Here is a 268-nt window from a genome sequence, read left to right on the forward strand (position 1 = left end):
TGCGCAGCGGTTTATCATCCAGCCAGACCTGGTGATCGCCAAAGTACACCGGGTTGAAATCACCCGTGGCCGGCAGGTCGACGAAGTCCACAGGCCCAGGCGGCAAGGCAAGAGTCAGACGTTGTCCGGTCTGAGCAACTACTGGTACGGATTCGAACGTCAGCGAGAAGCGGAGCACGCTAACCAAGAGCGCGACGATAAGGATCACCAAGGTGCGCAGGACGCATTCGCGCCAACGTCCTTCCTTCGCCGATTTCACAAGGCCTTG

General features: G+C 59.0%; 1 protein-coding gene. It reads right to left on the reverse strand.

Features of this window, described 5'->3' with window-relative positions; translation table 11 throughout:
• Positions 1-268 (reverse strand): hypothetical protein (locus FS767_RS23000; RefSeq protein WP_178102782.1); only part of this gene is annotated, 268 nt, incomplete at both ends.

The sequence above is a fragment of the Pseudomonas sp. DE0010 genome (assembly GCF_007680745.1).
Lineage (GTDB): Bacteria > Pseudomonadota > Gammaproteobacteria > Pseudomonadales > Pseudomonadaceae > Aquipseudomonas > Aquipseudomonas parafulva_B.